The organism is Microbacterium sp. ET2 (assembly GCF_030347395.1).
GTDB lineage: Bacteria > Actinomycetota > Actinomycetes > Actinomycetales > Microbacteriaceae > Microbacterium > Microbacterium albipurpureum.
The window spans coordinates 2,907,278-2,930,940 of the sequence record NZ_CP128170.1 but is presented as its reverse complement, the minus strand read 5'-3'; the positions used below and the strand labels follow the sequence as shown (position 1 = coordinate 2,930,940).

At 69.5% G+C, this 23,663-nt stretch carries 20 protein-coding genes and 1 pseudogene; 4 read left to right on the top strand and 17 right to left on the bottom strand.

Features of this window, described 5'->3' with window-relative positions; genetic code table 11:
• Positions 1-22: 22 nt before the first annotated feature.
• The 6 genes from QSU92_RS14210 to QSU92_RS14185 all read right to left on the bottom strand — a co-directional run bounded on the left by QSU92_RS14210 (position 23) and on the right by QSU92_RS14185 (position 7,398).
• Positions 23-1,225 carry a glycosyltransferase family protein gene (locus tag QSU92_RS14210; RefSeq protein WP_289262799.1) on the bottom strand — a complete coding sequence of 401 codons (1,203 nt, stop codon included), beginning with the start codon at positions 1,223-1,225 and terminating at the stop codon, positions 23-25.
• A 43-nt stretch (positions 1,226-1,268) separates the two neighbouring features.
• The gene (locus tag QSU92_RS14205) at positions 1,269-3,317 is read right to left on the bottom strand and encodes a cell wall-binding repeat-containing protein (RefSeq protein WP_289262798.1); all 2,049 of its coding nucleotides are present in this window, start codon (positions 3,315-3,317) and stop codon (positions 1,269-1,271) included.
• A complete protein-coding gene (locus tag QSU92_RS14200) occupies positions 3,314-4,300 on the bottom strand; it encodes a Gfo/Idh/MocA family protein (protein ID WP_289265917.1) in 987 nt (328 codons plus the stop codon). The genes QSU92_RS14205 and QSU92_RS14200 overlap by 4 nt, the downstream gene beginning before the upstream one ends.
• A complete protein-coding gene (locus QSU92_RS14195; RefSeq protein WP_289262797.1) occupies positions 4,297-5,394 on the bottom strand; it encodes a DegT/DnrJ/EryC1/StrS family aminotransferase in 1,098 nt (365 codons plus the stop codon). Before QSU92_RS14195 ends, QSU92_RS14200 begins: the two co-directional genes overlap by 4 nt.
• 151 nt (positions 5,395-5,545) lie before the next feature.
• On the bottom strand, positions 5,546-6,160 hold the full coding sequence (locus tag QSU92_RS14190; protein WP_289262796.1) for an acyltransferase: 615 nt from the start codon (positions 6,158-6,160) through the stop codon (positions 5,546-5,548).
• Positions 6,157-7,398, bottom strand: a complete 1,242-nt coding sequence (locus QSU92_RS14185) for a glycosyltransferase family 4 protein (RefSeq protein WP_289262795.1) — start codon at positions 7,396-7,398, stop codon at positions 6,157-6,159. The genes QSU92_RS14190 and QSU92_RS14185 overlap by 4 nt, the downstream gene beginning before the upstream one ends.
• A gap of 83 nt (positions 7,399-7,481) precedes the next feature.
• Here QSU92_RS14185 and QSU92_RS14180 point away from each other — a divergent pair, with 83 nt between their 5' ends.
• Together QSU92_RS14180 and QSU92_RS14175 are read left to right on the top strand one after the other, a co-directional pair.
• Complete coding sequence (locus tag QSU92_RS14180; protein WP_289262794.1) at positions 7,482-8,180, top strand: glycosyltransferase family 2 protein; 699 nt, start codon at positions 7,482-7,484, stop codon at positions 8,178-8,180.
• A 2-nt stretch (positions 8,181-8,182) separates the two neighbouring features.
• Positions 8,183-8,596 (top strand): DUF2304 domain-containing protein, encoded by a 414-nt coding sequence (locus tag QSU92_RS14175; RefSeq protein WP_289262793.1) that lies wholly within the window; start codon positions 8,183-8,185, stop codon positions 8,594-8,596.
• Between the two features lie 8 nt (positions 8,597-8,604).
• Here QSU92_RS14175 and QSU92_RS14170 read toward each other — a convergent pair whose 3' ends face one another.
• From QSU92_RS14170 to QSU92_RS14120, 11 genes are all read right to left on the bottom strand, one after another.
• A complete protein-coding gene (locus QSU92_RS14170; RefSeq protein ID WP_289262792.1) occupies positions 8,605-10,629 on the bottom strand; it encodes a DUF6541 family protein in 2,025 nt (674 codons plus the stop codon).
• Positions 10,629-11,372, bottom strand: coding sequence for an ABC transporter ATP-binding protein (locus QSU92_RS14165; RefSeq protein WP_289262791.1), 744 nt, complete (start codon positions 11,370-11,372; stop codon positions 10,629-10,631). The genes QSU92_RS14170 and QSU92_RS14165 overlap by 1 nt, the downstream gene beginning before the upstream one ends.
• Complete coding sequence (locus QSU92_RS14160) at positions 11,369-12,271, bottom strand: ABC transporter permease (protein WP_289262790.1); 903 nt, start codon at positions 12,269-12,271, stop codon at positions 11,369-11,371. Before QSU92_RS14160 ends, QSU92_RS14165 begins: the two co-directional genes overlap by 4 nt.
• 93 nt (positions 12,272-12,364) lie before the next feature.
• Positions 12,365-14,401 (bottom strand): cell wall-binding repeat-containing protein, encoded by a 2,037-nt coding sequence (locus QSU92_RS14155; protein ID WP_289262789.1) that lies wholly within the window; start codon positions 14,399-14,401, stop codon positions 12,365-12,367.
• A gap of 110 nt (positions 14,402-14,511) precedes the next feature.
• Positions 14,512-15,645, bottom strand: a complete 1,134-nt coding sequence (locus QSU92_RS14150) for a glycosyltransferase (RefSeq protein WP_289262788.1) — start codon at positions 15,643-15,645, stop codon at positions 14,512-14,514.
• Positions 15,645-17,096 carry an LCP family protein gene (locus QSU92_RS14145; RefSeq protein WP_289262787.1) on the bottom strand — a complete coding sequence of 484 codons (1,452 nt, stop codon included), beginning with the start codon at positions 17,094-17,096 and terminating at the stop codon, positions 15,645-15,647. The genes QSU92_RS14150 and QSU92_RS14145 overlap by 1 nt, the downstream gene beginning before the upstream one ends.
• Positions 17,093-17,560 carry a 5-(carboxyamino)imidazole ribonucleotide mutase gene (purE, locus tag QSU92_RS14140; RefSeq protein ID WP_289265916.1) on the bottom strand — a complete coding sequence of 156 codons (468 nt, stop codon included), beginning with the start codon at positions 17,558-17,560 and terminating at the stop codon, positions 17,093-17,095. Before purE ends, QSU92_RS14145 begins: the two co-directional genes overlap by 4 nt.
• Before the next feature lie 226 nt (positions 17,561-17,786).
• The gene (locus tag QSU92_RS14135) at positions 17,787-18,920 is read right to left on the bottom strand and encodes a 5-(carboxyamino)imidazole ribonucleotide synthase (protein ID WP_289262786.1); all 1,134 of its coding nucleotides are present in this window, start codon (positions 18,918-18,920) and stop codon (positions 17,787-17,789) included.
• Positions 18,921-19,056: 136 nt separating this feature from the next.
• Complete coding sequence (locus tag QSU92_RS14130; protein WP_289262785.1) at positions 19,057-19,641, bottom strand: PH domain-containing protein; 585 nt, start codon at positions 19,639-19,641, stop codon at positions 19,057-19,059.
• A gap of 75 nt (positions 19,642-19,716) precedes the next feature.
• Complete coding sequence (locus QSU92_RS14125) at positions 19,717-20,514, bottom strand: biotin--[acetyl-CoA-carboxylase] ligase (RefSeq protein WP_289262784.1); 798 nt, start codon at positions 20,512-20,514, stop codon at positions 19,717-19,719.
• A gap of 634 nt (positions 20,515-21,148) precedes the next feature.
• Positions 21,149-21,397 (bottom strand): hypothetical protein, encoded by a 249-nt coding sequence (locus QSU92_RS14120; protein ID WP_289262783.1) that lies wholly within the window; start codon positions 21,395-21,397, stop codon positions 21,149-21,151.
• Positions 21,398-21,719: 322 nt separating this feature from the next.
• Here QSU92_RS14120 and QSU92_RS14115 point away from each other — a divergent pair.
• Positions 21,720-23,319 (top strand): annotated as a pseudogene (locus tag QSU92_RS14115) (acyl-CoA carboxylase subunit beta).
• Positions 23,316-23,576: an acyl-CoA carboxylase subunit epsilon gene (locus tag QSU92_RS14110; protein ID WP_289262782.1), complete on the top strand. Its 261-nt coding sequence runs from the start codon at positions 23,316-23,318 to the stop codon at positions 23,574-23,576. Before QSU92_RS14115 ends, QSU92_RS14110 begins: the two are co-directional and overlap by 4 nt.
• The last annotated feature ends 87 nt before the right edge of the window (positions 23,577-23,663 follow it).

Below are 23,663 nucleotides of genomic sequence, written 5' to 3'. Positions count from 1 at the left end.
ATGGGGGGAATGCGGCATTGCACTATTCTCCCACGGCCGTGCTGGCAGCCCCCGGTGCGTCGTAGCAGGCCAGGAAACCGCGAAGCGCCTCGGCGGAGCGCCGGCCGTCGTGCACGGCGTGCACGAAAGCCGGTCCTTCGGCTGCCTGCACCCGGGCGGCAGTGGGATCGGCGCTCAACCGGCGAATTGTGGCCTCCAGGGTTCGAGCGGACGCCTCGAGGATGGGAAGCCGTCGCCCCGTCCTCTCCTGCACGATGGTGCGGGTGCGCTCGGCGACGTGGCTGATGACGAGGCGGCCGGCGGCCATCGCTTCGCACGCCGCGACACCATAGATCCCGAGCGCGAACTGGTCGAGAACGATGTCCGCTCCGCCGTAGATGGCCGGCATCTCGGCCGCGGCGACGCCGCGCACCTCTCGGTACTCGATCACCCCCTGGGTGTCCAGTGACCTCATCGTCTGCTGGATGAGGGCGCTGCCTTTGAGGCCGGCGTTGCTGGGTGCGTGGACGACCACCGGCCGCCGGCGCTGCAGCGGGGCCTGCGGTGCGGCTGCCCGCCACAGCTCGGCGTCGACGACGACCGGCAGCCACGTGGCGTGTTCGACCTCCGCCAGCAGATCGGGGGTCGAGACGAAGACGGGAGCGGCGGCTTCCCTCATCAGCCTCTGGTTGCGCAGGACGATGTCCTCCAGCAGCTCGGTTTCGGGGTACCCGCCGTCGCGGAACGGCGAGTCCGGCTCCTCGAGTGCATGACGCGACGGCTGACGGATGTCACTGCCGTGCCAGAGGAGCGCGACGTCGATGCCTCGCGCGCGGAGCAGGCGCACCTGCTCCAGCGTGTCGCCTTTCGTCCCCAGCACCTGACGGCCGGATTCGATGATGACGTGGGTGAACCGGCGCTCCACCGCCCGCCGCTGCGCGTGCTGCCACCGGCGGTTGGTTCGGAAGAAGACCGTCGGCACCGAGTGGTCCGCCGGGTAGGCGAACACGTCCTGCGGGTTGCGGTACATGAAGTCTGTTGCCGCCACGCCGGGCAACCGCTCCGCTGCGCGCGCCCATGCATAGCCCTGACCGGCCGAATTCACCGGAGCGATGAGGAGGCGCACTCGAGCCTTGCCGACCACGCTGGTGCCCGCCCGGCGGGCGGCGCGCAGATCGGCCCACCGCCGCACGTTGCGCTGAACGAGGGGCGAACTCGCAGCACGTCGGCGGAAGCCGCCGCTCATCGGATCTCACCTCCTGCGCCGCGCCGGTGGCAACGATCCCCCCTCACGGCTGCTCCGGCTCCTCGCTCGGCCCGGGATAGAGCGGATCGGGCTCGGCCGGCGGCTCCGGCGCCGACCGGCGTGCCGCGGCCGGCTGCCAATCCTCGCGGAGCAGGTCGGCCCACTCGCCGAACCGGGTATCGCCGGTGAGGCGCTGAAGCGTATCGAGCTGCCAGGAGTGGATGACGTGGTAGGTCGCGTTCTGCCAGTACGGCCGCTGGCAGTACTCGGCGTCGGCGCAGTAGTACGAGATGCCGCCGGGATTGCGGATGTCCGGCATCCAGTTCAAGACCGTCTGAGCACCTCCGTCCATATAGCGCTTGACTTCCGCATCGCCCGTGTGGCGCCAGTAGTCGTAGAGGCCGAACACTGCGAAGGCGTGCCCGTTGAGCACAACGAGCGGCTCGACATCTGCGGCGTACTCTTCGAACACCAGCGAGCCGTCACGAACGAAAGTCGACCACGGTCCGGCAGCGATGCGGGGCTGGCGGAAGCTGAGCCACGTCGCGTCTGCGGCGACCTCCCACCGCGCCTCTCCGGTGGCCTCGGCCAGGCGGGTGAACAGCGACAGCGCCTCGCCCTGCGCCATGCCCGACCACCACGACGGCTCAAGGCGGCGTTTGTCATAGGACCACGGGAACGTGTAGGGGAACCACCACGCGTCGCCACGGAGGACGCGGATGGCCGCGAGCTGCTCGGCGTGCCGGATCGCGCTGCGCAGCCACAGCGCATCACCCGTGACCTCGTACTCGAGAAGAGCGGAGATGCCGTACTGAGCGTATGCGACCGGATGATCCGCGCGCTGCCCCGTGTCGACGCGGTTGTAGATGAGCAGGCCGGTGTCGTCGAAACCCCTGGTCTGGGCTGCGACATCGACCGGCGGACGGTCGGCGTACGGGGCTTCGACCCCCGCCGGGAAGTCGAATCCGCCGAGCTGCCAATCCTCGTCGATCTCGGAGAGATCGGGCGGCACGCATGCGGTGCGGCCGGCGGCGGCATGCGACACCACACCCGCGCCGCCCGCGACGATCAGCTGCGACGGCGCGAGAGCAGCAAGGGTGGTCGATGTCGACGCAGGGAGGCAGTCACGGGTGGTGAGGAAGACGGGTGCCCCGAGGCGACCGGCGAGCGCGGCGCCGGCCAGCGCGTCCGGATAGTCCTGACCGGTCGCGAGGAGGGCGGCCTGCGTCCCCCGGCCCGAGAACTGGGCCTCGTTCACAAGCGCTGCCGTGTCATAGCGCGTCGCCCCGCCGATCCGGTCCACGACGAACCCCTCATCCTGGAAGCCGCCCTGGATGCCGGCGCTCACGGCGCCGTATCCGCCCACAACGGCGACCGACGAGACGTCGAGTCCCTCGTTCAGCAGTGCGATGGTCGCCTCGGGAGCGCGGTCGGCGAGACCGTCCACGAGCACGACGGGGGCGTCCACGGCGGCGGCCGCCCCGGTGGCGGCCAACGCGTCGGCGAATCCCCGCCCGGTGGCCACATAAGCGCGCGGCGCGCGGGCGAAGGCGTGTTTCGCGATCAGGCGAGACGTTTCGTATCGGTCGACCCCCGCCACGCGCTGTGTCGGCGCGATCCGTCCGAGCGCTTCCAACACCGCGCTGGAGACGACCCCTTGTCCGCCGGCGACGACGATGCGCGAAGGCGAGAGTCTGCTGAGCTCGGCAGCGACGGATGACGGCAGGTGCTCGCGTGGCGTGAGGAGCAGCGGGCCGCCCTCGGCAGCGGCAGCGGCCGCGGCGGATAGAGCGTCGGAGAAGTCCTCACCTGTGGCCACATAGGCGACGTCGACGTTCTCCGGGAATTCTCCCGAGATGGCCACGGCGGTGTCATAACGCGAGGCGCCCGCCAGGCGTTGGACGGTTTCGGCGGTTGCCGCCGGCACTTCCGTTCCGGACCCCGCGACACGCTCACCGTCGGCCACGGCTCCACCAGGCAGCAGCAACGTGCTCAGCACCGCTGCGATGGCGACTCCCGCCGCGGTGCGCAGCATCCTCATCCTTCGCCCTCCGGGCGGCGCCGGCGCCTCGGCGGGGAGCGGAACGGTCACGGCACGAGGCTGGTCGGCGAGCCCGGCGCGGCGAGTGCCGCCTCGACCACGGCGAGTGTCCGCAGCCCCTGCTCCATGGTGACGACATCGCTCTCGCGCCCCAGCACCGCGTCGCGGAACGCCTCGAGCTCGACACGCAGCGGCTCGCGCTTGGGGAAGGCATACCGCGTGACGTCTCCCTCGGAGACGCCGCGGAACACCGTCATCGACTCCCACTCGACAGGGATCGTGCCGTTGGCGTAGAAGGTGAGATCACCCGCCGAGGTGTCCGCGACGAACGCACCCTTCTCGCCTGTGACGATCGTCACGCGCTCTTTCATGGGGCTCAGCCAGTTCACGAGGTGATTCACGATGACGCCGTTGCCCAGCCGCCCGGTGAGGGCGATCATGTCCTCGTGCTCACGCCCGCTCTTGGTCGCCGTCTGGGCGTACACCGACGTGTACTCGCTCTGCGCGACCCACGAGGTCAGGTCGACGTCGTGCGAAGCGAGGTCCTTCGCGACGCCGACATCAGCGATGCGCGACGGGAATGGGCCCTGCCGACGCGTCGCGATCTGGTAGACGGCGCCGATCTCCCCCGCCGCGATGCGCCGGCGCAGCTCCTGCAGCGCCGGGTTGAAGCGCTCGATGTGTCCGACAGCGCCCACCAGTCCCGCGGCGCGGAATGCGTCCACCATGCGCCTCCCGGCTTCGATCGTGTGCGCGATCGGCTTCTCGACGAGCGTGTGCACGCCGGCCTCGGCGAGCTTCAGCGCAGCGTCCTCGTGGAAGCGGGTGGGCACCGCGACCACCGCGATGTCGATGCCTTCGGAGATGAGGGCCTCGATGTCGGCGAGGACCTCAAGATCGCCCGCGACACCGTGCGGGTCTCCCCCGGGGTCCGCGATCGCCACGAGCTCGACCCCGTCGAGCTCCCGAAGCACCCGCGCGTGGTGACGACCCATCATGCCGACCCCCAGAAGGCCGGCGCGCAGCGGCATCAGGCACCCGCCCGCGTGACGGCGGCGACGGCGGCGACGATGCGCTCCAACTCCTCCTGCGACAGCGAGGGGTGGATCGGCAGAGACACCACTTCCCGCGCGGCTCTCTCGGTCTCGGGGAGCTCGAGCCCTTGCGCGTACGGCGCGAGCGACGGCAGTCGGTGGTTCGGGATCGGGTAATAGACGCCGCTTCCGACCTGGTGCTCCTCCTTGAGCGCACGGACGAAACCGTCTCGGTCGTCGCTGACGCGAATCGTGTACTGGTGGTACACGTGCAGGGCGCCCTCGGCGACCGGCGGTACGACGACCGAGCGGAGGTTCTCGTCGAGGAAAGCCGCGTTGCTGCGTCGCTGCTGCGTCCAGGCATCCACCTTGGTCAGCTGGACCCGGCCGATGGCGGCGTGGATGTCGGTCATCCGCGCGTTGAACCCGATGAGCTCGTTCTCGTATTGACGCTCCATGCCTTGGTTGCGCAGCAGGCGCGCCTGGCGGGCGATGTCCTCATCGGCAGCGGCGATCATGCCACCCTCGCCGCTGGTCATGTTCTTCGTCGGGTAGAGCGAGAACATGGCGAACGCGCCGAACGTACCGACCGGACGGCCGTGCAGCGAAGCTCCGTGCGCCTGCGCAGCGTCCTCGAAGAGCATGACGCCGTGCTCGTCCGCGAGCGCGTCGAGCTCGGTCATGCGCGCGGGGTGTCCGTACAGATGCACCGGCATGATCCCCCTGGTGCGCGGCGTGATGGCCGCTTCGACGGCACCAGGGTCCAACGTGAAGGTGTCGGGCTCGATGTCGGCGAACACCGGGGTCGCACCGGTCAGGGCCACGGAGTTCCCGGTGGCCGCGAAGGTGAAGGACGGCACGATGACCTCGTCGCCCGGTCCGATCCCGGCCGCGAGCAGGCCGAGATGCAGGCCCGCCGTGCCGGAGTTCACAGCGACGACGGGGCGCCCCTGGACGAAGTGGTCTGCGAATTCCGCCTCGAAGGCCGCCACCTCGGGTCCTTGCGCCACCATCCCGGTGCGCAGCACGCGGTCCACCGCAGCGCGCTCCTCGTCGCCGATGATCGGTCTTGCGGGCGGGATGAAATCGGCCATGGAATCAGAACCTTCCTGTCGCCGCGGCGTTGCCGGGGCGACGTCGATACGCGCGACCACGGCGAGCTTGAGAATGACGTCGACGCGATCGCAACGCGCGACACCGCACTAATCTAAACGATCGCGCCACGTGGACCAGGACGGCCCCACGTCAGCGCTCGGATGCCCGGGTCAGCACCCCGTCCGTCTCGATGTAGCGGGCATCGGTGCGCGGGCAGCGCCAGGTTCCATGGTCCGTCCCCGGGACCAGCGGCACGCCCGCCTCGCCGACCCACGCAAGGCGACGCGCCGGAACTCCCGCGACGAGCGCGTAATCGGGCACGTCTTTGACCACCACCGCGCCCGCGGCCACCGTCGCCCACTGCCCGATCGACACCGGCGCAACACACGTCGCCCGAGCTCCGATGGCCGCACCTCGTCCTACCGTCACGCCGACCGCGTCCCAGTCGTGGGCTGACTTGAGAGTGCCGTCGGGATTGATGGCGCGGGGGTAGGTGTCGTTCGTGAGCACGACGGCCGGACCGATGAAGACGCCGTCGCCGAGCACAGCGGGCTCATAGACCAGAGCGTAGTTCTGGACTTTGCAGTTGTCGCCCATCACGACGCCGGTGCCGATGTAGGCCCCACGCCCGACGACGCAGTTGCGACCCAGTCTCGCCTGCTCGCGCACCTGGGCGAGGTGCCAGATCGACGAGCCTTCGCCGACCTCCGCGTCGCCCGCGACGTCCGCGGAGTCGACGATTCTCACGCCCGGTCGATCGCTCATCTCTCTCCTCGTTCCTGTACTGATCCCGTCCGGGCGCCGGAACGCGTCGTCATCGGGCCGCCAGCGTCGCCCGCGACCACGGACAGCACGACACCGGCCGCCCTGTCGCCCACCGACCGCAGCGAGACGTTGTCACGCGCCCAAGCTGCGCGGCGCTCCCGATCGCGCGACGACGCGCCACCGGTCTCGGCGTCGAGCAATCTGCGCATGGCGGATGCGATCAGGGGTGCGTCGAACTCGACGGCCTCGCCGAGTCGGCCCTCCTTGACCGGCTCGGCCCCGGCCGCTGCGCCGGCGTAGAGCACGGGGGTGCCGACACCGGCGGCGGCGTACGTCTTGGTGGGACGCGCGAAGTCGTATCCGATGCCCGGGACGATGCTCACCAGCGCCGCCGTAGCCCCGCGCAGCCAACGCGCCGCCTCGGACGGCGGGACGACACCGTGGAAGTGCACACGACCCCGCGCGAGCCGGTCGGCTGCTTCGCGTACGGCTGCCTCGCCCGTGCCCTGGCCGAGGAAGACGATCTCCGGCCGCGTGTCCTCGAGGAGGGCAAGGGCCTCGATGAAGATCTCCGGCCGCTGCCACTCCGACATGGTGCCGGTGTAGACGAAGTACGGCGTCGGATGATCGGCCGGGGGCACATCGGGCCGGAAGACGTCGGTATCCACGCCGTTGCCCACTTCGATGACGCGTGACGCGACACCGAGCGCCGTCAGTCGGGTGCCGACCTCGGCGGACACCGCCAACGACCGCGAGGCACCGCGCACCACCGTCCTCTCGACCACGCGCGCGAACCCGACCAACGCGGGTGGCGCATTCACAGCCTGAAGCGCGTCCGTCCACACGTCGCCCGGGTAGTACACCAGCGGACGGCGGCGCAAGCGCGAGGCGACCAGCGCGACGATGCCGGTCGTGGGCGGAGCCTCGGCCACCACGACGTCTCCCCGCGCGAAGAGCATCCGCACGAGGGCCGGGCCGTCGAAGCTGGCGTACGGCAGGTAGCCGCGGACGTTGCCGCTTCGATCCCGGAGCACAGGCCACCGCCGAACCCGGATCCGCTGCTCGTCCGATGGTACGCGGGTACCCCGCGGCGGACGCGTGCTGAGGACGGTGACCTCCGCGCCGGCGCGGACCAGGCCCTTGGCCAGCGCCTCCATCCGGAAGCCGGCTGCCGAGGGCTCCGGCGCGTACAGCCGGGTCGCGATGACGACGCGCGGGCGCGCGGGCGTTCGGGCCACGGCTCCTCCTCGGCGGCGCCGGACAGCGCCGAATTCCAGCTTATCCGGCGGGCTCGCCGGGGCTGCTCTGACAGAATGGGTCGGTGATCTCGTCAACCGGTGTCCCGCCCGGGTCCGACATCTCCGCGTGGGTCGTCATCCCGCTGTACAACGAAGCGGCGATCATCAGCGACGTGGTGACGGCGCTTCGTGAGCACTTCGACCACATCGTCTGCGTCGACGACGGCTCGAGCGACGGGTCGGCCGAGCAAGCGCGGCGAGCGGGAGCGATCGTCGTGCAGCACCCGGTCAACCTCGGGCAGGGGGCTGCGCTTCAGACCGGGATCGAGTTCGCACTCGGTCACAACGGCGCCGACTTCGTGGTGACCTTCGACGCGGACGGCCAGCACCGTGTGGAGGATGCCCTCGCCATGCTCGCCCGTGCGCATCAGGAGAACTTGGCGATCGTCTTCGGCTCGCGATTCCTGGATGACCGCACGCGTCCGGGGGCACTGAAGAAGCTGGTCCTCAAGACGGCCGTCTGGGTCACGAATATGACCACTGGGCTCACCCTGACGGACGCCCACAACGGACTTCGCGTCATCCGCCGGGACGCGGCATCCACTCTCCGCCTGCAGCAGGACCGCATGGCCCACGCGACTGAGATCGTGCTGCAGTTGGGCCGCACCGGACTTCCGTGGGCGGAGCAGCCGGTCGAGGTGCTCTACACCGACTATTCGAAGGCGAAGGGTCAGGGCCTGCTGAACGCCGTCAACATCCTCGTCGACCTGGTGGTGCGCTGATCGTGTGGATCCAATTCCTCCTCATTGCCGCCGTGGTGCTCCTCGGCTCCTTCTTCATGCGACGCACGGGTGCGGACAGCCACCTCGCTCTCCGCCGCATCGGCTTCCTCTTCTTCATCATCGCCGCGGTGATGGCGATCCTGTTCCCGCAGCTGCTCACATGGCTGGCGAACCTCATCGGCGTCGGCCGTGGCACGGACCTGCTGCTGTACGCCCTCATCATCGTCTTCCTGGTGTTCGTCTTCACGCAGTTCCGTCGCAACAACGCCCTGCAACGGCAGCTGACGATACTCTCGCGCCGGATCGCGATCCTCGACGCCCGCGAAGAGGAGCGTGCTGACACCGTGGCCCCGAAAGCGGAGGACGGACGCGACTCGGACGCGCCGCCGTCAGAGAGCACTGAACCGCGCGGCTGACCACCTGTTCACGGGCAGGCCGTGACTCGCCACAGCGAGGCATCGCCCTCCCGGTCGACCAGCTCGAAGCCCGGCTGACCCTCGATGTCTGTGAACCCGGGCATGATCCAGCGTCCCGGGTACGCCTCCCCGGGTCCGAAGTCCAGCATGTAGCGCGCATCGAACGCGTCCAGCGCGGAGCACACCGCGGGATCCGCCGCCACGTCACGCAGATTCGTCCACAGCGTCGAGTACGCGGGCTCCGGCGGCGGCGCCCAGGTCCGCGGCACGACGTCGCGGCCGCTGAGCGCGTAGCCGAACGACGCACCGGTGCTCGGATTGGCGATGATGACCGCATCCTCGGGAACGAGCTCGTCGAGCCGCTCGAGAAGCGTCAGTTCATCCGCTGTCAGAAAGCTGTCGCCCGTCACCGCGTACAGATTGGGGTCGACCCGATCCACGAAGACGTCGCGGCGGTCGATCTGAGGCGTCAGCACGAGAGCAACAGCAGCCGCAACGCCCAGCAGCGCCAAGGAAACGCCCGCGACACGGGGTCCGAGGTCGTCGCGACCGCCTGTCTCATCCACCTCGACCTCGACCTCGACCTCGACCTCGACCTCGGCCTCGGCCTCGGCCTCGGCCTCATGATGGCCCTTCCGCATCCGCCGGACGGCGCGGATTCCGATGGTGATCAGCCATGCTCCACCCACGCCCGCAAGGGGCAGCGTCGCGACCGGCGTCAGCGCCGCAAGCCGGTAGGGGTCCTCGTACCAGGCACCTACCAGCACGCTGCGAGCCAGCGGCGATCCGACCGCGGCTGCGGTGACGTAGAGGCATGCGAAGCCGAGCCAGACCACGGCGAGCCACCGAAGCCGCGGCATGATCGCAGCCACGATCAGACCGACGAGAGCGAGTGCGCTCACGAGGATCGATGGTGGATAACCGAGATATGCATTCACGAGTACGTGCAGCAGCGCCTCGACCTTTCCGGCGAACGGCGGCCAGGTGACCGACACGCTGCGGGAGAAATACCACCACGCCGCCGCGGTGATCACCGTGCCAGCCAGCAGCGCTCCCCACGACAGCGCGCGGGCTCGCCGGCCGAAAGCGGCGCGTCGGAGGATCAGCGAGGACGCACCGAAGACGAGCGCTGCCGCGGCCCAGGCCAGCAGCACGGACGGCTGGGCGACGGCGATGGCGGCCGCCGCGGCCGCGACGAGGAACACGACCCGCAGCGCACCACGCCAACCCGGTGAGTCCTCGCCACGCAGCGTATTCGCCTGGATCACGGCGCCGAGCGCCGCCGGCAGCACTGCAACCGCGAGGAGCTGCGGGTAGAGGATGCCCCACTGCATGAGCAGCAGCGGGAACGCGGGGAGCGCTCCGGCCGACGCTGCCGCGATTGCACCCGCTGTGCTTCCGGCGGCCGATCGCGCGAGGTAGGCGACACCGAGGGGCCAGGCAAGCGCACCGATCACCAGGCTGACCGTGTTCGCCGCCACCTCGACGGTCGCACCCGTGAGGGCCGGCACGAGCACCGCGAGAACATGCCAGCCCGACGGGTAGAAGGAGGTCGCTCCGATGACCCGGCTGATCTCCAGTGGCGATGCTGCCCCGGTCTCGAGGGCGAATCGCAGGGCGCTGAGGTGAAACGCGGCGTCGTTCGTCTGAGAGACGGCTGCCGGCTCGCCGACGTAGAGCGCCAGGCGGAGCACGGTGTACATGATTCCGAGGACGATGCCCGCGACCAGGACAGGTCGCATGCGGTCGGGGCGTCGGCCCGGCGTGACGTCGAGGCCGAATGCCCGCCGCAACGCGAACGCCGCGGCGGCGAGGATCAGCGTCGAGAGCAACGCGGGCAGCGGTGCCCACGGTATGCCGATGAGCCCTGTGACCAGCGCGGACGCGGTGAGCACGGTCGTCGACAGCGCGGGCGCGAGGGCCCACAGTCCCAGCCCGCGGACTCCGACCGCCGCGAGGACGAGCAGCCCGGGACCGAAGACGACTGCGATCGACGCCGCGACCGCGGGGGTCTGCGCGAGCCACTCGCCCATCAGCGCCCTACCAGGGAGATCGCCCCCTCAACGGGACCGTCGTAAACCACCTCGCCCTTGCTGATCACGATGCCGCGAGCACACAGCTCCCGTACCATCTCCATGTCGTGGCTGACGACGACGAGGGTCTTGCTGTCGGCGATGAGATCCTGGAATTTCAGGCGGCACTTCTCCCGGAAGGGCGCGTCCCCGACCGACAGGATCTCGTCGACGAGAAGCACATCGAGCTCGACGTGGATGGCGACCGAGAAGGCCAATCGCATGAACATGCCGGAGGAGTAATGCTTGACCTCCTGGTCGATGAATTCCTCGATCTCGCTGAACGCGACGATCTCGTCGTAGCGCTCGTCGATCTCCCGCCGCGTCATGCCGAGGATCGCCGCATTGAGATAGACATTCTCGCGGCCGGAGAGTTCCGGATGGAACCCGGCGCCCACCTCGATGAGGCCGGCCACCCGGCCGCGCGTGAGGACTTCGCCCCCGTCGGGCTGCATGACACCCGAGATCAGTTTGAGCAGCGTGGATTTGCCCGACCCGTTCAGCCCGAGGATCGCCACTGACTCGCCCTCGTTGATCACGACATCGACGCCCCGGAGCGCCTCGAACGTGCTCGTGAGCCTGCGGCCGCGGATCCAGGACACGAACGTGTCCTTGAGCGAGAACGCGTGGTTCAGGGTGAATTTCTTGTGCACGCCGTCGATGATGATCGATGGTCGCGGCACGGCGAGGGTGCGGTCGGTCATAGGTCCTGAGCAAACCTTCCTTCGAGCCGGCGGAAGACCGATTGCCCGACGATGAGCACAACAGCCGAGATGAGGAAGGTCCACAGCGTGTTGATGGCGAGGTCGGGCGGCAGTGCCGACGTCGTTGTGGTGACGGGGTACCAGAACGCGAAATGGAAGAGTTCCACCGCTTGGGTGATGGGGTTGAGGAGGTAGAGCTCGAGCACCCACTCCGGCCACCCGAGAGTCTGCAGCGCGTCGCGCACCATGATCCATGAGTAAAGCACCGGTGAGGCCCACGTGGCGAGGAGAAGCAGTAGTTCGACCACATTCTCCGCGTCGCGATAGCGCACGTTGAGAGAGCCGAACAGCAGCCCGAGCCCCAGGGCGAAGATCATGACGATGGTGACCCCCGCAAGGATCGCCAGCACCGAGACGATCGAGATGTTCACGATCCAGCCGAGAATGAGGCAGACCACCAGCAGCAGACCGACCTGTGGGAGGAAGTGCACGAACGCGACGATCACCGCGGACACCGCGAAGAGCTGCCGCGGCAGGTACACCTTTCGCACGAGCGGCGCGTTGCCGACGATCGATGTCGTCGCGTTCTTGTAGGCCTCGGAGAAGAGGTTGATCACGACGATGCCGGAGAACAGATAGATCGCGTAGTTCGGGATGCCGCGCTCGAGGCTCAGGAAGAGGCCGAGAACGATCCAGAACACGAGGAACTGCGCCGCCGGTCGGACATACGACCACGTCCACCCCAGCACCGAGTTGCGATATCGCGTCGTGACGCCTGTCCGCACGAGCAGACGCAGAAGATAGTGCCAGCGGAAGACATCCAGCAGCCCGCCGCTCTTGCCAGGGACGTCGAACTGCGCACGCGGCACGCGCGCGAAAAGATCTCGGGTATCGGACACGGTCCCACTCACTCGGCTGAACCCCGCGCTCGCATCGCAGGCACCACTCACTCTATCCGAGGGCCACAGCAGGACCCTGAGCGTCCCCTCGGCTCAGCAACGGATGCTGCGGGCCACAGATTCGGTGAGCGCGCCGGGACCACCGATCAATCGGACGGACTTGACACCTCGGGCGATGAGCCAGTTCTTCGCCGTGCCGGTCATGCACGATGTCGGCTGTGACAGGAGGGGCACCTTGGTCTGTCCCGCGAGCACAGCACCAGCGAGCGAATCCGGGAAATCGAGCCCCGTGGCCAAGATGGCCGCACCCGCCGTCGGGTAGACCGCGCTGTTGATGAGCAAGCTCGTCTGGTATCGATCAGCTCCGCCGTGGCGTGTCACCCCGAATCCCGCGCCCTGCAGCGAGCTCGCGACTCCCGCGCTGACCACGCCGGTGCCGCCCGCGATCACGACGGAAGACGTGCGGAGGGCCCGCAGCACATCGAGCGTGGCAGTAGCGGCCGACGAAGCGGCACCTTCCACGAGAATCACCGCAGCGCCCTGAGCGCCGGCCGCCGACGACGCAGCGAGTGCATCAGCGAAGCCTTCACCCGTCGCGATGTACGCGGTGGCCGATGTACCGAACTTGGTGGTGGCGAGGATCTGGCTGGTCTCGTACCGGTCGACACCGCCGACGCGTTCTACGGACGCCGAGGGCAGCAGACCTGCCAGCTCCGCCTCGACGCTCTCGCTGACTGCGCCCACGCCACCGACGATGACGACAGCGGATGGTGCCAGCCTCGTCAGCTCGGAGCGCACGATCGCAGGAAGCGCGTTCGGATCGGTGAGAAGCAGCGCACTGCCGGACTTGACGGCTGCGGGGGCGGCGGTGAGCGCGTCCGGGAAGTCGACACCCGACGCGAGATAGACGGTCTTCGACCCACTCGGATGGGTGACCTTCGACACTTCGACGGACGTCTCGTACCGTGTCGCACCGGCGACCCGTGACGTGGTCCATGGCACGGGCGCGGCAGGACTCAGATAGCTGCCGTGCACCCAGTACCGGGCTCCGTCGATGCGAATCCTCGCCCAGTCCCCGTACACGGCCGTCCTCGTCACGGCGGTTCCTTGGGAAAGCGAGCGCACAACCGGCTCGCACGACGTCGTGGGCGCCGAACGCGCGTTCAGCGACGCCACATTCACGACGAACTCGGCCTCACCCACCGTCAGCGCTGAGTCGGCCGGCTGAGCACATGCGTTGACAGGCTTCTGGGTCGAGCCGAACCAGTCTGTGAAGTAATTGAAGAAATTGCGGTTGCCGTATGCGGAACAGCCGTCGCCGGTGCCGTATCCCGCACGGAGGGCCGCGGCATTCGGCTGATACGGCGTGTAGTAGTACAGGTTGGACGTGGCCTGGTTCTCGACGCGGACCGACGATGAACCGCAGTCGCGGTTGGGGTTGTACAGGATGTTCCAGGTCTTCCCCGGGGCATACCACGTGAAGTACTGGCTGGTGCCGGGCGGGTTGGCGTAACGCTTGAGCTGCCACGCCGCACCATAGACCTGGTTGAAGAAGCCGTAGTAGCGCGAATCGCACGCAGCGGTGTCGGGGCACCCCTGGCCCATGGCCGCGGTGTAGCGCCACTCGCTGGGCCACACATGTGTGACGAGCCCCTGCTCCTTCTGAAGTGTGACGAGGATGACCTGTGGATTGATGCCGCAGGCCTGCGCCACCTTGTAGATGATGCGGGACGCGCGCTCGCGCGCACCCCCCGAATACGCGCCGCACATGGCATCGGCCGAGGTGGTGCGCGACGTGTCGTACCAATCCTTGAGGCAGGTGTAGCCCGACTCGCACCTCGGAACCTTCTGCTCCAGGAACGCCTGGATCTGGGCCTCGGTCATGGTGTTCCGGTCGAAGAACACAGCGTCACTGACGATGTTTCCGGGTCGGAATTGCGAGAGGTCGGCGGCCTTCACCGGACCCGCGGCCTCGACCGTCGTGGCCGCCGGAGCTTGGCTCGTCGGCACCACGGCATCCGCCCGAGCAGAGTCCATCGGGAACAGCCCGACCGTAAGCGCGAGCACCGTCAGGAAAGTCACGGCGATCGCGACGGTGCGCCGCCCACGATCGAGCAGAAGGCTCATCATGTGATCAGTGTGGCGGAAGTGAGTCCCGTTTACCAAGTGATCGGTGTTACTGATGTGACGACACGCCGATTACAGCCGATGCCCGGCCGGCGCACAGCACCCGCAGCGGCCTAGAGGTCGGCGTGCAGATGCCAGACTTTGTCGGCCGTCTCGGCCCACGAGAACGCCCGCCCGCGGTCCGCCGCGAGCACGCCGAGCCGCTCTGCGGCCGAGACCGACCCGAGCGCCTCGGCCAGGGCAGCGCCGAGCGCCTCACCCAGCACAGCGTCCTCCGACTCGTCGACGAGCTGACCGCCATCCGAGACCACCTCGGTGTGCGAATCGGATGCCGCGGCGAGAACCGGCACGCCGAGGGTCAGCGCATCGACCGCGCGCCAGGGGAACGCCTCGCGCCGCGACGGCGCGAGGAACGCCAGCGCGGCACCGAACACCGCTGCGCGATCCCAGGTCTCCAGCGCCCCTCGCACGTGCAGGCGTCGCTCGGGGAGCCCCGCCGCCTCGGCGAGATCGGCGATCGCCGGCTCCTCCCCCTCCGACGCATCGATCACCACGACGGGCAGGTCCACACCCGATCGCGCCACTGCGGCCAGCCCGACAGCGAGCCCGTCCGACACGCGCGATGCCGAACCGGCGAGAAGTACGAATCCCTCGGGGAGGTCGAGTTCACGCCGCCGCCCGACCTCGTCGTTCGGCACGGCGAAGCCGAGCGGCGCCGCGCCGGGGATCACGCGGATCCGCTCCCCCAGGTTCACCACGCCGGCGATGCGGCGTGCGAGCGCGTGGGTCGGCACGACGACGGCGTCCGCGTGCTTCGCGGCACGCTTGATCATCGCCCGCTGGAACGACAGCGCACCGCGCGAGAGCTCTCCGGGCGCGTCCCACGCGCGGCTGTCCCAGACGGTGACGACCGTCTGATCGTGGTTGTGCACCCGGTCGTGACGCACGAGCGGCGCCATCAGCGTCGGCGAGTGGATCATCCCCGCCCCGATGCCCGTCGGCGCGCCCAGCTGCACAGCCACCGACAGCTCGCGGCGCGGCAGCGCCGAGGGATGCACCGCCGCAAGGCCGGGGACTGCGGCACGCAATGCCGCGGCATCCGTCTGCGCCGGCACGATCGCTTCGACCTCGGTTCCCGAGGGAGCCCCGGCGACGAGTGCGCGGGCGAGTTCGCGCGATGCCTCGGCGAGGTCGGTGTCGGTCGGTACCGCGACCTGGTCGAGCATCACTCGGAGCGTGGCGGTCATCAGCCCTCCGGCGTGGGCGTCGGGGTGGGCGGATGCAGCGCGGTGCGCACGAGCTCCTGCACGTAGGCGTAGTCGGGGTCGTACTCGTCGATGCCGAACTCGGGGATCAGCTCGATCGTGGTGACCGGCTGCTCCTGCGCCTTCAGCGCCAGATCGGCGAGGTAGGGCAGCAGCGACTGCGGCAGATCGGTCTCGACGATGTCGGCGCCGGCCGCGGCGATGTCCTGGAACCGGGTCAGCACCGTCTGGGGCGTGAACTGGTCGAGGATGGCCTGCTGCAGGATGCGCTGGCGCTGCATCCGGTCGAAGTCGCTCGTGGTGTATCGCGAGCGGGCGTACCACTGCGCCGTGTCGCCGTCCATGCGCTGAAGGCCCGGCTCGATCCACCCGATGGCCCATTCCTCGGCGGGCTGACCGTCGTACGCCGGGCCGCCGCCCTTGGGCAGGCGCTCGGCGACCTCGATCTCCACACCGCCGAGCGCGTCGACGAGCGAAGCGAAGCCGTGCATGTCGATGAAGACGTAGTACGGGATCTCGATCCCGAGTATGCCTTCTACGGCATCCTTCGTCGCCTCGATGCCCGGAGCCGAGCCGTTCGCGACAGCGTCGGGGTAGAGGGCATTGCCGTCCTGGCAGACCTCCACCTCGGTGCGGAGCTGGTTGATCCCGCTCCCCCAGCCGCAGCTCGGGTCGGCGAATCCCTGGTGACCGTCGGGGTAGCGGTCCTGCATGGGTCCCGGTGCGAAGGGGAAGTGGGGCATGTCGCGCGGGATGCCGGTGATGGTCGTCGCACCCGTGTCGGCGTTCACCGACACGACCGAGATGCTGTCGAACCGCATCGAATCGCGGCCCTCACCGCTGTCGGCGCCCAGGAGCAGGATGTTGTAGTACCCGTCGGACGGGGGAACGGAGGGGCCACTCACCCCGAAGATCGCGCCGAGGGTGTCGCGAGCGGTGCCGGTGACCTGTGCGGCGTAGCCGACGGTGCCGCTCGCGACGACGAGCAGGGCGACGGCGACCGCGGCGATGCCGAAGCGAGCGCCCCGGCCGGTGCGCACCAGACGGACCAGCCGGAGCGTGTCGATGGTCAGCACGATCCACAGGGCGGCATAGGCGATCAAGATCACCTGGATGAGCAGGAGCACGAACCAGTTCGTCGCAAGGGTCAGGAAGAGCGTCTGCGCGAAGGCGGAGGTGAGCACCGCGCCGACGGCGAGCAGCCATGACACGAGTGTCGCGGCGATGCCGACCCGGCCGAGGCGCCGGTTGCCGGCGACGACCTGCGCGGAGCCCGGGAGCAGGAAGTTGAGCCCGACGAGCCACCAGCCGCGCGTGGTCATCATCGCCGTCGAGCCGGCGTCGGGGAAGCGGAGTGGGCGTTCCTCGAGCACGAGGCCCGCTGTCACGGACGGTCCGCGCGTCGCCGTCCGCGGCGGAGTCGACACGCTCACAGCGACTCCTTCAGGCGGCGGTTCTTCTCCTCGACGGCGGCCTCGAGGTCGCGGGCATATGCCTCGACCTGATCGGCGACGCGCGGGTCTCCTGTCCCGATGATGCGGATGGCGAGGAGACCGGCGTTCTTGGCCCCGTTGATCGACACGGTGGCGACGGGAATGCCGGCGGGCATCTGCACGATGCTCAGGAGCGAGTCGAGTCCGTCGAGGGTGGCCAGCTGCACCGGCACGCCGACGACGGGCAGAGCGGTGACCGACGCCAGCATGCCCGGCAGGTGCGCCGCGCCTCCGGCGCCGGCGATGATCACTCGGATGCCGCGGGCCCGCGCCTCGCGCCCGTAACTCATCAGCTTGTCGGGCGTGCGGTGGGCCGACACGACCTCGACCTCGTGCGGGATGCCGAAGTCGGTGAGCACCTGGGAGGCGTCGCTCATGACCCGCCAGTCGGAGTCGGACCCCATGACCACGCCGACCAGCGGCTGGGAGGCCGCGTGCAGGGGGGTGTCGGGGAGCGGCGCGGTGCGCGCGTCGGATTCAGCGCTCGCGAAAGACCCAGTCACCCGATAAGGCTAGGACGCCCAACTGGAAGAAGCCCGCAACGGCGCGCAAGCGCCGGTGCTGAGGGTGCCGTCGGCGCGCAAGCGCCGGTGCTGAGGGTGCCGTCGGCGCGCAAGCGCCGGTGGCCGATCAGTCCAGGAACACAGCCGCCGCCGCCCGCGCGGCGTAGGCCACGTCGTCGAGGTCGTCGCCGGAGACGTTGACGTGTCCCACCTTGCGGCCGGGCCGCGGCGACTTGCCGTAGGTGTGCACCTTCGCCTCGGGGTGGCGGGCCATCGCGTCGGCGAAGCGGTCGGTGAGGCCGCCCTCGGCAGGCCCTCCGAGGATGTTGATCATCACCGTCCACGGCGCCTTCGGCGCGGGGTCGCCGAGCGGCAGGTCGAGAACCGCGCGCAGGTGCTGCTCGAACTGACTCGTGACGGCGCCGTCCTGCGTCCAGTGGCCGCTGTTGTGGGGGCGCATCGCGAGCTCGTTCACGAGCACGCGGTCGGCGGTCTCGAACAGCTCGACCGCCAGCATCCCCGACACATCCAGCCCTTCGGCGATGCCGACGGCGATCTCGCTGGTGACCTGCTGCTCGCGCTCACCCGTGCGCTGAGCGGGGGCCAGCACCTCGGCGCAGACGCCGTCACGCTGGACCGTCTCGACGAGCGCGTACGCCCGCACCTCCCCCGACGGGCGGCGAGCGACCTGTTGGGCGAGCTCGCGGGTGAAGGGGACGAGCTCTTCGACGAGGAGCTCGCCGCCGCGACCGTCTTCAGCGAGGGCCGTGAACCAGTCGTCGGCGTCGTGCTCGGACGACACCACGCGTACGCCCTTGCCGTCGTAGCCGCCTCGGGGCGTCTTCACCACGGCACGCCCGCCGTGATCGGCGAGGAAGGCGCCGATCCCCGCGGCATCGCTGACGGCTGCCCAGTCGGGCTGGGGCATGCCGAGCTCGGCGAGGCGCCGCCGCATGTGCAGCTTGTCCTGGGCGAACTGCAGGGCGTGCGGTCCCGGACGCACGGCGACACCTGCGCTGACGAGGGCGGCGAGGACATCCTGGGGCACGTGCTCGTGGTCGAAGGTGACGACGTCGACGTCGCGTGCGAACCGCAGCACGGTGTCGGCGTCGCGGTAGTCGCCGACGGCAGTGGCGGCGAGCGCCGCAGCCATCCCGTCATCCTCGGCCAGGACCCGCAGCTCGACACCCAGCTCGACGGCCGGCGCGATCATCATGCGCGCCAACTGTCCTCCGCCGACGACTCCGACTCGCAACGCCATGGGACATCCTTCCGCTCGACTGCTCTTTCGTGCCGTGGCCATCTTCGCGCAGTCGGCACATTCGCGCAGAAGCCAGGCGTGCGTGGACGACCGATCTCTCACCGCCCCACTTGCCCTCCGGTGCGAATCGACGGAGTCAGCCGAGCTGCGGCAGGGGTGGCGGCGGTCCGGGCGGGTAGGGCCCCGACACCGAGGACTGCGCGTCGCGGTGCGCGAGGATCTGGTTGACCTCGACCTGATCGACGAGCACCTCGTGGACGAGCACCACGCCGGGGATGTTCTTCATGCGGAGCGGCTCATCGGCGCCGTTGGAGAGGGTGAGGGTCCCGGCCCCCCACATCCGCTGCAGGATGCCGCGTCGCACCTGGATCGTGTACCCCCGCACGTGGGACAGATCGCGGCGACGAGTGGCGAAGATCCCGGATCGCTCGATGACCCGTCGCGTCGTGATCGTGTAGACGCGGCTCCACCACGCCAGGAACGGCAGGAGCACGAGGAGGAAGACGACCACGGCGGCCGCGGTCAGCAGCATCCAGTTCTCGAACGGCGCCGGCAGGTTCCCCCAGAAATAGCCGGCTGCGCCGGCGACCGCGATGAGGATGAGCGCCGACCAGAAGAGCCACCGCGCATGCGAGCGCACCCGGGCGATCCGCAGCTCGGGCGTCGGCACACCTGGTGCGGGGGTGGCGGGACGCCCGGCGAAGCTGGTCGGGTGCGTCATGCACCCATTGTCGGGGCAGGGCCCGACATTCCGGCGCACCACACCCTGCGAGCGCCGCTCTCACCCGGAATCGGGTCAGCGCACGTGCACGACGTCTCCGGCCGAGACCGCGGTCTCGATGCCGGTGGCGTCTTCCACGACGAGCCGCCCATCGGCGTCGAGCCGGGCGGCGCGGCCGGTGAGCCGGGTGCCGTCGGGCAGCTGCACGGCGACGTCGGCGCCGAGGGTGGAGCAGAGGGCGCTGACTTCTCCGGAAACCCCGGTGGCCGCAGCATCCCCTCGCCCGGCGACCAGCGCGGTGAGCTGCTCGTCCAGAGCCGAGAGGAAGTCGGCGACGAGACGGTCGTCGTCGCAGGTGAGACCGAGGGCGCCGAAGGAGACGGCGGTGTCGACCGGAAGGTCGGCCCGAGTCATCCGCGTGTTCACTCCGGCACCGACGACGACGGTGTCGGGATCGCCCGGGACGACCTCCGCGAGGATGCCGGAGACCTTGCCTCCGTCGATGAGGACGTCGTTCGGCCACTTGAGCGTGGCCGAGTGGGGTGTACCGCGCAGCTGCGCGCCGACCGCCCGCGCCATGGCGGCGCCGGCGACGAGCGGGATCCATCCGCGCGCGGCGACGGGGAGTGCGGGTACTCGGACCACGACCGACATCGCCAGGGCGGTGCCGGGCGGGGTGGTCCAGCTGCGGTCGAGGCGGCCGCGCCCCGCGCGCTGGTCGGTGGTGAGGAGAACCGAGAGGTGCGGCCAGCCGGACGGGTCGGCGCCGGCGGCGGCGAGGACGTCGGCGTTGGTGGAGTCGGTGGACTCCGTGATCTGGACGCGAGGGCTGACGGCGGCGGCGCGGGGATACCCGTCGGTGGGGATCGGCATGACTTCACCCTATGCGCGCGCGGCGCGGCGCGCGGGGGGCTTGCGCGCGCCGCGGCGCGGCACGTGGAGGGCTTTCGCGCCGCCTGGCGGCATTCGCGCCGCGTGCGGCGCCCTCACCCTCCTGCGCCTGCCCCGCACGAGGACGATCGGCCGAGCGGAGTACGTTTCCGCGATCGGTGTACGCGCCTAGGCCGATAGTACGCACGCGGGGAAGGTGGACAGGAACCGTCCCGCCGTCCATTCCTGCACATGCGGCGCCGGCGCCGACTCATCCCCAGATCGTCGCGCGGCATGCCCGACCGCCACCCGGCGCTACCATGCTGACCGGGTGCGACGAATCATCCTTCCCGCCCAGGGATACCTGCACCGCGCCACCCTGCTGGAGACCGGATGGCGCCCCGACACCCTGCGCCGAACGATGGCCGAGCAGGGACTGCAGCTGCTGCGCCGCACCTGGGTGGTGGCGCCCGATCTGGATCTCGACCTACGCCATGCGGCGACCCTCGGCGGCGTGGTGACCTGCGTGAGTGCCACGAATGCATTCGGCCTGTGGCGTCCGGACGGAACGAACCGCCCGCATATCCGCCTCCCGCCCCACTCCAGCGGCGCTTCAGCGCGGCGTCGTCACGCCCGCTCATCTGGGGGCGGTCGCGTGGCGGACGACGGCCGCTCGCCAGGTGGCCGACATCGCAGGAGCGCTTTCGGATTCGGGCTTGGAGACTCTCTTCGTGCACGGGATGCGGCAGGTAGGCGTGAGCGTCCTGCAACAGGTGGTGGTCGGCGGCAACCCGTCGACGGTCTCATCGGCGATCGCCTCGTCATCCAGATCGACAGTTTCGCGCACCATTCCGATGCGACGCAGCGGCGGAAGGACATCCGTCATGACCGGCTGCTGCGCTCCCTCGGATCCTCCGCTTCGATGACGTGGACGTCGTCCACAGTTGGCCGCGGGTGCAGGCCGAGGTGCTGCGGGCGATCGCGCAGGGTCTCCATCTCGCGCCCCGCGGGGCGCTGGCGTGAGGATGATCGGCCGAGAGGAGTACGGAAACCACCGCAACGTACTCGCGCGGACCGATCGTACGCGCCGGGAAGAAGGCCGGACGGATGCCGCAGCGTGCGACGTGCCGCAGAGCGCGACGCCGCACAGCGCAACCGCGAACCGCTTGTGCGAACCCTCCAAGGGCTCGTGAGCCCCCGCCGATAGGGTGGAACCCGTGACCGATCAGCCCGACCTCTACACGACCGCCGGCAAGATCGCAGACCTTCGGGCGCGCTATCAGGAGGCCGTCCTCGACGCCGAGGCGACGGCGCAGCAGAAGCAGCACGCCAAGCACAAGCTCACCGCCCGGGAACGGATCGAGCTGCTGGTCGACACCGGTTCGTTCGTCGAGTTCGACGAGTACGTCCGCCACCGCACCACGGCCTTCGGCATGGACAAGTCCCGGCCCTACGGCGACTCGGTCGTCACGGGCACCGGTACGATCCACGGACGGACGGTCGCGGTCTACGCGCAGGACTTCTCCACCTTCGGCGGGTCGCTCGGCGAGGTCGCCGGCGACAAGATCATCAAGATCATGGAGTTCGCGCTTCGCGGCGGCATCCCGATCATCGGGATCCTCGACTCCGGCGGCGCGCGCATCCAGGAGGGCGTGGTCGCGCTCGGCAAGTACGGCGAGATCTTCCGCCTGAACACCGCCGCTTCGGGCGTCATCCCCCAGATCTCGATCATCATGGGGCCCGCAGCCGGGGGCGCGGTGTACTCCCCCGCCCTCACCGACTTCGTCATCATGGTCGACAAGACCAGCCAGATGTTCGTCACCGGTCCCGACGTCATCAAGACCGTCACCGGCGAGGACGTCGGGATGGAGGAGGCTCGGCGGCGCGCACACCCACAACACCCGCTCGGGTGTGGCGCACTACCTCGCCGAGGACGAGGACGACGCGATCGACTACGCCCGCACGCTCCTGGGCTTCCTCCCCGACAACAACATGTCGGAGCTGCCGGTCTACGAGACGGCGTTCGAGTTCGAGACCACCGACGCCGACCGGAGCCTGAACACCGTCATCCCCGACTCGGCCAACCAGCCGTACGACATCCACGGCGTCATCGAGCACGTGGTCGACGATGGCGACTTCCTCGAGGTCCAGCCCCTCTTCGCCCCCAACATCGTCATCGGCTTCGGCCGGGTGGAGGGGCGCACGGTCGGGGTGATCGCAAATCAGCCCTCGCAGATGGCGGGGACGCTGAACATCGACGCCGGCGAGAAGGCGAGCCGTTTCGTGCGCTTCTGCGACGCGTTCTCGGTGCCCATCCTCACCCTCGTCGACGTGCCCGGCTACCTCCCCGGCACCGACCAGGAGTGGACCGGCGTCATCCGCCGGGGCGCGAAGCTGCTGTACGCCTACGCCGAGGCCACTGTTCCGCTGGTCACCGTCATCCTCCGCAAGGCCTACGGCGGTGCCTACATCGTGATGGGCTCCAAGCAGCTCGGGGCCGACGTCAACCTCGCGTGGCCGACCGCCGAGATCGCGGTCATGGGCGGTCAAGGGGCGGTGAACATCCTCTACCGCGGCGAGATCAAGCGCGCCGAGGAGGCAGGAGAGGATGTCGCGGCGGTGCGCGCCCGCCTCGCCAACGAATACACCTACAACGTCGCGTCCCCCTTCCTCGCCGCCGAGCGCGGTGAGCTGGACGGGATCATCGAGCCGGCTCAGACGCGCGTCGCCGTCGCCAAGGCGCTGCGCTCGCTCCGCGGGAAGCGGGCGAGCCTCCCGCCGAAGAAGCACGGGAACATCCCGCTGTGAGCACGACGAGCGGTCCGCACGGCGGCCCGGGCGGGTCGGGCGACGCCCTGCCGCCCGTCGCGATCGACGTGCGCCGGGGTGCGCCCACCGAGGAGGAGCTCGCCGCGCTCATCGCCGTGGTCAGCGAGGAGTACGCGGCCGAATCGGCGGGCGCCGTGGCCGATGACCGCCCCGCTCGGAGTGCGTGGTCGCTCTCTCAGCGCGGGCTTCGCCAGCCGCTTCGCCGCGACGTCGGGTGGGGCCGGTTCGCCGGCTGACGCCTCATGGAAAATTCATGGATTTGTCCCCCAAACTACCTACAGACAGACCGTTTCCGACCTTGCATACTGGAGGAGCTGGAACGC